8 protein-coding genes are annotated in these 8,578 nt (G+C 35.7%); all 8 read left to right on the top strand.

Features of this window, described 5'->3' with window-relative positions; all coding sequences use genetic code 11:
* Nucleotides 1-169: 169 nt before the first annotated feature.
* The 8 genes from DRF59_RS18495 to DRF59_RS18460 all read left to right on the top strand — a co-directional run bounded on the left by DRF59_RS18495 (nt 170) and on the right by DRF59_RS18460 (nt 8,556).
* Nucleotides 170-1,438 (top strand): mechanosensitive ion channel family protein, encoded by a 1,269-nt coding sequence (locus DRF59_RS18495; RefSeq protein ID WP_115963700.1) that lies wholly within the window; start codon nt 170-172, stop codon nt 1,436-1,438.
* Nucleotides 1,439-1,547: 109 nt separating this feature from the next.
* Entirely contained in the window at nt 1,548-2,267 is a 720-nt protein-coding gene (locus tag DRF59_RS18490; protein WP_115963698.1) for a pyridoxine 5'-phosphate synthase, read from the top strand.
* 36 nt (nt 2,268-2,303) lie between these two features.
* Nucleotides 2,304-3,083, top strand: a complete 780-nt coding sequence (locus DRF59_RS18485; protein WP_115963696.1) for an alpha/beta fold hydrolase — start codon at nt 2,304-2,306, stop codon at nt 3,081-3,083.
* 115 nt (nt 3,084-3,198) lie between these two features.
* Nucleotides 3,199-3,417 carry a microviridin/marinostatin family tricyclic proteinase inhibitor gene (locus DRF59_RS18480; RefSeq protein WP_115963694.1) on the top strand — a complete coding sequence of 73 codons (219 nt, stop codon included), beginning with the start codon at nt 3,199-3,201 and terminating at the stop codon, nt 3,415-3,417.
* A 75-nt stretch (nt 3,418-3,492) separates the two neighbouring features.
* Complete coding sequence (locus tag DRF59_RS18475) at nt 3,493-4,449, top strand: MvdC/MvdD family ATP grasp protein (RefSeq protein WP_115963692.1); 957 nt, start codon at nt 3,493-3,495, stop codon at nt 4,447-4,449.
* A complete protein-coding gene (locus DRF59_RS18470; RefSeq protein WP_115963690.1) occupies nt 4,442-5,446 on the top strand; it encodes an MvdD family ATP-grasp ribosomal peptide maturase in 1,005 nt (334 codons plus the stop codon). Before DRF59_RS18475 ends, DRF59_RS18470 begins: the two co-directional genes overlap by 8 nt.
* A 330-nt stretch (nt 5,447-5,776) precedes the next feature.
* Complete coding sequence (locus DRF59_RS18465) at nt 5,777-6,790, top strand: NAD-dependent epimerase/dehydratase family protein (protein ID WP_115963688.1); 1,014 nt, start codon at nt 5,777-5,779, stop codon at nt 6,788-6,790.
* Nucleotides 6,787-8,556 carry an AMP-dependent synthetase/ligase gene (locus tag DRF59_RS18460; protein ID WP_115963686.1) on the top strand — a complete coding sequence of 590 codons (1,770 nt, stop codon included), beginning with the start codon at nt 6,787-6,789 and terminating at the stop codon, nt 8,554-8,556. Before DRF59_RS18465 ends, DRF59_RS18460 begins: the two co-directional genes overlap by 4 nt.
* The last annotated feature ends 22 nt before the right edge of the window (nt 8,557-8,578 follow it).

Genomic DNA, 8,578 nt, shown 5'->3' with positions numbered 1-8,578 from the left:
TAATAAGTGTTTGTTATTTATAGTTTAAATTTCTTTTACAATTGAGGGTTTGTAAAAAATGACAAGGGATTGATGCTTTCACAAAATATTTGATATATTAAGCTTTTTGGGATGAAAATTGATTGTGAATATCTACAATCATCATTCTTATTTTATAAATTTGCTGTCAATGAAAGATGACTTACAAGAAACCAAAAACTATTTGCAGGAAGTAAGCGAACAGTTGTATAATTATATCACCCAGATATCTCCTACCGGGTTGGACTGGATATTTCATATTATTGTAAAACTGGCATTGCTTTGTGCATTATTTTTAATTGTTGATTTTGTCTTTAAATTTGTTATTAACTCTATTCTGAAGTTATTTCATAATGAAGAAAAGTTTCCTGTTCTTAAATCCATTCACCAGTCCAAGATCAGTAATTCTGTAGCTCATTTTGCTGCTCTGATTATTGTAGGTGCAATACAGGGATCAATATTTCCTGAACGTGCACTGCCTAAAACCACGATCTTTATTATACGGAGTGTTAATTTAGGATTGGTCCTGATCCTTGCAGGAATGTTGTACAGGTCTCTGACAGCATTCAGAAACTATTTTGCTATTAAACAGGATTTTTATAAGATCATGGCGCTGAATGCCATTTCAGAAACAATGAAGATCCTCGGTATTTTTGTTTTTACTGTTGTAGGAATCTGCGTAATTTTTGGGATAAAAGGGACTACCATTGTTGGAAGCTTAGGAGCGATTACTGCTGTACTTGTTCTTGTCTTCAGAGATACAATCCTTGGATTTGTTACCGGTATCCATGTAGCTACTTCCAAAAACCTGAAAGTAGGAGACTGGATCAGCATTCCGAAATACAGTATTGAAGGAAATATTACTGAAATAAGCCTTCTTACAACAAAGATTACCAATTTTGATAAAACGGTCTCCACCATTCCAACATATGATTTTCTGACAACTGAGATCAGGAATCTTCAGGTAATGTCTGAGTCTAATACAAGGAGAATTAAAAAATCTATTTATTTTAATATCAATTCTTTTAAATTTCTGACAGAAGAAGATATTGAACGCTTAAAAGAAATTAACCTGATTTCGGATTATCTTGAAGAGAAGAAGAATGAGATCAGAAAAGAAAATGAAAGACTGCAGCACCGGGATAAGATAGTTAACGGAAGGCAACTGACCAATATAGGAGTTTTCAGATATTATGCACAAAAGTATATAGAGAATGATCCTGATATTGATAAGAATGGAACAAGAATGGTTCGTCAGCTCGATATAACTCCTCAGGGACTTCCTTTGGAAGTGTATTGTTTTACGAACGATTCTCAATGGATACGTTTTGAACAGATCCAAGCAGATATTTTTGACCACCTGCTGGTTGCTTCCAAAGAGTTCGATCTTCAGGTAATGCAGGTAAGCGTGAAAGTATAAGCAGCCAGAGGTTAATGTCCGGCTGATAAAATAATATAATAACAATAGATACTGAAAGTCTGATATTGAAATGTATTGTCTTTCCGGAAATCTAACATTTATATAAGAAATGACAAAATTAAGTGTAAACATTAATAAAATTGCGACACTAAGAAATGCAAGAGGAGGTGAAACACCAAGTGTCACTGAAGCTGCTGTAAAGATTCAGGAATTCGGAGGACAGGGCATTACAATTCATCCGAGACCCGATGAAAGACATATTACAAGAAAAGATGTTTATGATCTGAAACCATTGGTTACTACTGAATTTAATATTGAAGGAAATCCTCATCAGTCTTTTATTGATATGGTGCTGGATGTAAAACCTGAACAGGTGACATTGGTGCCTGATGCTGATGATGCTATTACCTCAAATGCAGGTTGGGATACCAAAAAACACCTGGACTACCTTACCGGGATTATTGCAACATTTAAAAATGCCGGAATCCGCACTTCCATCTTTCTTGATCCCTTACCGGAATTAGTGGAATATGCCGCTAAGACGGGAACTGACAGAATAGAACTGTATACAGAAGCTTATGCCAAAAACTATTCCATCAATAAAGAACAGGCTATAAAGCCATATTATGATACGGCTGTTGCTGCCACGGAGTTTGGTTTGGGTATTAATGCCGGTCATGATTTAAGCCTGGATAATTTAAAGTATTTTGCAGATCATATTCCTAATCTGCTGGAAGTGTCTATCGGGCATGCTTTAATTTCAGAAGCGCTTTATATGGGACTTGAAAATACAGTACAGGCATATCTGAAAAGACTTGCAAAATGGTAAAAAATTAATAACATCTGATTTGTTATTTAAAGAGATATGGAAATTTTAAATTCAAAAATATTTGGCGAAAATATCGCCTCAACCCCTCTTTTGGTATTTCACGGGTTGTTTGGGATGCTGGATAACTGGGGAAGCTTTGGAAAAGATCTGGGAGAGTTTCTTCCGGTACATCTTATTGATTTGAGAAACCATGGGCGTAGTTTTCATTCAGACAGTATGTCCCATGATGATCTGGCAGATGATATTGCACGGTATATGGATCATTACGGAATTCAAAAGGCACATGTTCTGGGGCATTCTCTTGGAGGAAAGGCTGTGATGCAGTTTGCTATTAAATATCCTGAAAGAGTAGATAAGTTAATTGTTGTAGATATATCCCCAAAAGCTTATCCTCCGCATCATCAGGGTGTTATAAAAGCACTGGAAAGTGTGGATTTTAATACGGTGGCTTCTAGAAATGACGTAGAGGCTGTTTTAAATCAATATATTCCCGAAAGATCTACCGTTCAGTTTTTAACCAAAAATTTATACTGGGATGATCAGAAAAAACTTAACTGGCGGTTCAACCTTAAAACACTGTCTGAAAAGTATAATGAGTTTGTTTCAAATGCAGTGAAGTTTGGAGTATTTGAAGGAGAAACTTTATTTATTGCGGGTGATAAATCCAACTACATTTTACCACAGGATGAGTTTGGGATTAAGCAGCAATTTCCGAAAGCCCGTATTGTAACCGTAAAGAACGCCGGGCATTGGGTACAGGCTGAAAATCCTGTTGAGTTTGCTAAAGTTGTAAAGCAGTTTATTGGTTTAGATTAAATCTGATATTTAAATTAAGGCTTTTTGTTAAAATTTTATTAAACTGTTGAAATATTTCTCCATGAGTTGATTTTTTTTGTAATTTGGATTGTCAAAAAATTAAAATTATTAACTTATGGAAAACAAAAATTCAAAAAAGAAACCGTTTTTCGCATCATTCTTAGAAAAACAGCTTAAAGAACCTGAAAAAGTAAAAGGAGGTACTGATATTACAATTCCTGAAAGAGATGTGATTACAAAGCCAATTATCGATAATGTAACATCTTCTACAGGAGATATGGATCATACGATGAAATATCCTTCTGACGGAGATGATGATGCTCAGGAAGTATAATTGACAGTGTAGAATAGTAATAAACTACAAAGGGAAACTTATTCATTAAGTTTCCCTTTTTAATAAAGCAGGCTAATGATTCTCTGTATTACCCACTCTCAGGATTTTTATAATATTGATCTTTTTTTTGAATATCTTACAACTCAGAATATTCCTTACTTCAGGCTGAATTCCGACAGGATAAATCATCTACAGAAAATCAGTGTCAGCGAAAATTCGTTTGAATTAACAGATGAATATGGAAATACGGTTCATTCCGATAATATTAAAGGAGTCTGGCACAGGAAAGCGTGGAAGATAACCATTCCGGAGGAATTGGATGGCGATTACAGGCAGATCTTCCTGAAAGAATACGGAAACCTCCGGTATAACCTGTTCACCATTCTGGAACATATCCCATGGATTAATCCCTATGAAAAAGAAAAAAAGATCGATGGAAATAAAATGTTTCAGCTTAACATTGCCCAAAAGAATAACCTGACCATTCCCCATACTATCTTTTCTAATGATGAAAACACGATAAAAACTTTTTTTTATCAGTATTGTCATGGAAAAGCCGTTGCTAAGCTTCACAGTGTGACCGGAAAAACAATGACCGGGGAAAATATACTTGCCACAACTATTATTGAAGAAGATACATTGGGGCATATTTCAGATATTGCATATTGTCCCATGATCTTTCAACCGTATATTGATAAAGAATATGAGCTGAGAATTGTTTATGTAGATGGTGAATTTTATACAGGGAAAATTAATAACAGTGAAAATGCAGATTGGAGGGTGTCACAGGGGAATTATTTCTGGTCATACTATGAACTGCCGGAAAATATTAAACTAAACCTGAACTCTATGATGAAAGAAATGGGGCTTTACCTTGGAGCTATTGATATGATCAAAGGTAAAGATGGAAAATATTACTTCCTTGAAGTGAACCCACAGGGAGAATGGGGGATGCTGCAGAAAGAGCTTGATTTTCCCATAGCACAGAGAATTGCCGATAACCTTATAAAAAGAATCAGTTTCCATGAATAAAATATTAATTATAACACATACAGCAGATAACTTTTCTATTGAAAAAGTGACAGAATATATTGATAAAAACGGATGTGAAGTCATTCGGTTTGACGTTGATTTATATCCTTTAAAAAATAAACTATCAACGATCTTTCAGGATGGGGAATGGGTAAGCATCCTTGAAACCCAGGAGAAAAAGTACCGCCTGGACGATATTGCTGCCATCTGGTACAGAAGAGCTTACAATATCGGAAAAGGATTGAAAGATGAACTCGAACAAAAGTTTTATGGCCCGGCAATGGGGGAGATCCGTAATACAATTTTCGGATTTATTGAATCTGTGGAAGCATATGCATTAGGTAAACCAAGTGTTTACAGAAGACTCGACAGTAAAGAAGAGCAATTGAAAATAGCAGATAAAGTCGGATTTAAAATTCCGGAAACATGTATCACCAATAATGCTGATGAGGCCAGAAAATTTATCCTGAAACATCAGAATGTAGTAGCTAAAATGCAAACCGGCTTTGCCATTTATGAAGATGGGGTGGAAAATGTAGTTTTTACCAATGTTGTCAAAGAAGATAAACTTGATGAGCTCGATTCATTATTATATTGCCCTATGCAGTTTCAGAAAATGATCGAGAAGAAAAAAGAACTAAGAGTAACAATTGTTGGCAGGGATATATACGCTTTTGAGGTAGACTCCCAGCAGTTTGAAGATTCTAAAGTGGACTGGAGGAAAGATGGAGTAAACCTTATTGATAAATGGGTACGTACAGAACTCCCGGAAGATATCGAAGGAAAACTGCTGGCACTTTTAGATGCCTATAATGTAGACTATGGGGCAGTAGATATTATTGTTTCCCCTGAAGATGAATATTATTTTATTGAAATAAATGCTGCCGGAGAATTCTTCTGGCTGGATAATCTTACAGAAGGCAATCTTATTTCAAAAAGTATTGCAGATATTCTTTGTGATAAAGCCCCAAGAAGAAATAACATGGTAATGGCTTAAGTACAGTTATCAAAAAAACAGCTTATAGAAATATTGACAGATTTGTCATTCTTTAGGATCCGGGCTATTCACGTAATGCAGACATCCGGATTCACGGGAATGACAAATTGTTTACTGAATATATTTCTGCATAATAAAATGTGAGATTGAAGGCTTATCCGATTATTTTATGCTCTTCAGAATGATAATATTGGTTAAATTAAGTGGAGTTTTGCTTTAAAAGTCGCAAATTTGCAAAAGCAGTTTTTCAAAGTACTTTTGCATAGGAATGAAGAATTGCCGGATAGAAAATATTGTTATATTTTAGTCAGCAATCAAGTAACATAATTAATGGTTTTTGTAACGGGCGCAACCGGAATCCTGGGAAGGGTAATCGTATTGGAGCTTCTTAAAAGAGGTAAAAAAGTACGTGCCTCCAAAAGACCAGGCAGCAATTTAAACGAAGTAAGGCATTCATACAGTTTTTATACAGAAAATCCTGATGATTTTTTTAATAAAATTGAGTGGGCAGATGTGGATTTTGATGATCAGAGTTCTTTACAGAATGCCCTAAAGGGGGTAAAAGAAGTATATCATTGTGCCGCAAAAGTAAGTTTTCATCCAAAAGATGAAAAAGAAATGTACCATACCAATATTAAAGGGACAGAAAATTTATTGTTTGCCTGTGAAGGATCTGAAGTAGAGAAATTTCTGCATGTAAGCTCTGTTGCTGTTTTAGATAATTTCAATGAGAAAGGTGAGCTTGACGAAGATTCTGACTTTAATCCTAAATTTGACCATTCTGCCTATGCCATTTCAAAGCATCTGTCCGAAATGGAAGTCTGGAGGGCAGCCGCTGAAGGGCTTAATGTAGCAATTATCAATCCCGGAATGATCGTTGGCAGTGGAAACTGGCACCAAAGCAGTGGAGAATTGTTTTCTACTTTTGAAGATAATAGCTTCACATTCTCCGGAGGTTCTGCCTATGTGGATGTTAGAGATGTAGCAAAAATAGCTGTGGAACTCATGGAAAATAATATTTTTGACGAGCGGTTTATTATTGTTTCCGAAAATAAGAGATATGCAGAGCTCGGAAAGCAGATCAGAACACGTTTGGGCCTTAAAGACGCAAAGGTTCTTACAGAAACCCAGCTGAATATAGGAAGACTTGCCAATATACTTTTCGGCTGGATGATTCCTAAATTAAGAATGGTAACCAAATCAAATATTGAAGCGATTTCTTCATTCAATACGATTTCAAATCAAAAAATTAAAGATAAGCTGAACTATCAGTTTATTCCCGTAAAAGAAAGTATAGACTTTCATCTGAACAATTATATTAACGACAAAAAGCTGAAGAAATGAATCTGGCAGAGGCAATTATCCTGAAAAATATAGAAAAGCATCCTATAAAAGCTGCCATTGGCTTTAAAAAGAAAGATGAAGCCTGGAAAGAACTGAGCTGGAAAAAATTCAGTGAAATCATTTTTAAAACAGCAAATGCATTAAAAGGCGCCGGAGTTCAGGAAAATGATAAAGTGGCAATCTATTCAGACAATTCTTCTGAATGGATGATTTTTGACCTTGCAACCATGTCAATTGGAGCAGTTACTGTTCCTGTTTATTCAACGAACAATGCCGAACAGGCTGAATATATTATCAATGATTCTGGTGCCAAAGTAGTGTTGGTAGGAAATCAGGGGCAATATGATGCCTGTCTGGATCTCTTACATAAGCAAGATAACAATCTTGAAACTATTGTTGTTTCTAAAAAAGCAGTGTGGATCAAAAAAGAGTTCAGCAGTTTTTACCTTGAAGATTTTATCGCAAAGGCTTCTCCGGAACTTGAAATCTGTAAAAAAGAAGATGAAGATACCGCTACACTCATCTATACCTCCGGAACAACAGGAACTCCCAAAGGAGTAATGCTCACGCATGGAAATTTTATAAAGGCTTTTGACTCTCACTTTGAATTTTTTAAATTTAAAAACTTTGAGGAAGAACTTTCTCTGGCATTTTTACCTTTGAGTCATGTTTTTGAACGAAGCTGGAGCTTACTCTGCCTTTATGGGGGAGCCAGGGTGTATTTTCTTGAAGATCCTAAAAACGTAGCAAAAGCCCTCGAAGAAGTGAAACCTACCACAATGTGTACAGTACCAAGGTTTTTTCAAAAGGTATATGCCGGAGTACTTGAAAAGGCGGAAGAAGGGTCTTCATTTAAAAAGAAAATCTTTAACTGGGCTTTGAAAACAGGATGGGAAACCGCTGAATTAAGAAGGAATGAAAAAGCGATTCCTTTTGGATTAAAGTGTAAAGAATCCATAGCAGATATGCTGGTCTTCAGTAAGATTAAAGAAAAGATGGGAGGAAGACTATGGTTTTTGCCTTGCGGCGGAGCTTCCCTGTCACCGGAAGTAACCAGATTTTTTGAATCCGTGGGAATCCATGTAACCGTAGGATATGGGTTAACTGAAACTACGGCAACCTTAACTCTTTTTCCTTTAACCCACTTTGAACATGCTACCAGTGGAAAACCACTTCCGGGAGTAGAAATCCGTATTGGTGAAAGTGATGAAATTCAGGCAAGAGGTAATGGTATTATGAAAGGATATTATAACAAGCCTGAGGAAACCCAGAAAGTTTTTACAGAAGACGGATGGTTTAAAACAGGTGATGCAGGAAAGTTTGATGAAAAAGGAAATCTGATCATTACAGACCGGATTAAAGACCTCATGAAAACATCCAATGGGAAGTATATTGCTCCCCAGCAGATTGAAAATCTTTTAACCAATAACAATTTTATTCAGCAGATTATGCTGATTGCGGAGGGAAGACAATTTGTTTCAGCGCTGATTGTTCCCAACTTTGAATTTTTACAGGATTTCATCAAAAAGAATAATATTCCTTTTACCACTTGGGAGGATGCTGTAAAAAATGATAAGGTGACAGCTTTTTATAAAGACAAAATCAAAGAACTGCAGCATCATCTTGCTGATTATGAAAAAGTGAAAAAATTTACATTGATGCCGGCAGAATTTGATATCAATACAGGAGAAATTACTCCCACATTGAAAGTTAAAAGAAATGTGGTGATCAAAAAATATGCAGATATTATTGAGGAGATGTATTAATTAAATAAAGCTTGTTTCCAAA

The organism is Chryseobacterium flavum, assembly GCF_003385595.1.
GTDB classification, from domain to species: Bacteria; Bacteroidota; Bacteroidia; order Flavobacteriales; family Weeksellaceae; genus Chryseobacterium; species Chryseobacterium flavum.
Note: the sequence above shows the minus strand (reverse complement) of the source record. Positions and strands in the feature narration are given on the sequence as shown.

Coding starts and splice junctions, on each gene's coding strand:
- DRF59_RS18495 (WP_115963700.1), top strand. CDS start 170: ATGAAAGATGACTTACAAGAAACCAAAAACTATTTGCAGGAAGTAAGC.
- DRF59_RS18490 (WP_115963698.1), top strand. CDS start 1,548: ATGACAAAATTAAGTGTAAACATTAATAAAATTGCGACACTAAGAAAT.
- DRF59_RS18485 (WP_115963696.1), top strand. CDS start 2,304: ATGGAAATTTTAAATTCAAAAATATTTGGCGAAAATATCGCCTCAACC.
- DRF59_RS18480 (WP_115963694.1), top strand. CDS start 3,199: ATGGAAAACAAAAATTCAAAAAAGAAACCGTTTTTCGCATCATTCTTA.
- DRF59_RS18475 (WP_115963692.1), top strand. CDS start 3,493: ATGATTCTCTGTATTACCCACTCTCAGGATTTTTATAATATTGATCTT.
- DRF59_RS18470 (WP_115963690.1), top strand. CDS start 4,442: ATGAATAAAATATTAATTATAACACATACAGCAGATAACTTTTCTATT.
- DRF59_RS18465 (WP_115963688.1), top strand. CDS start 5,777: ATGGTTTTTGTAACGGGCGCAACCGGAATCCTGGGAAGGGTAATCGTA.
- DRF59_RS18460 (WP_115963686.1), top strand. CDS start 6,787: ATGAATCTGGCAGAGGCAATTATCCTGAAAAATATAGAAAAGCATCCT.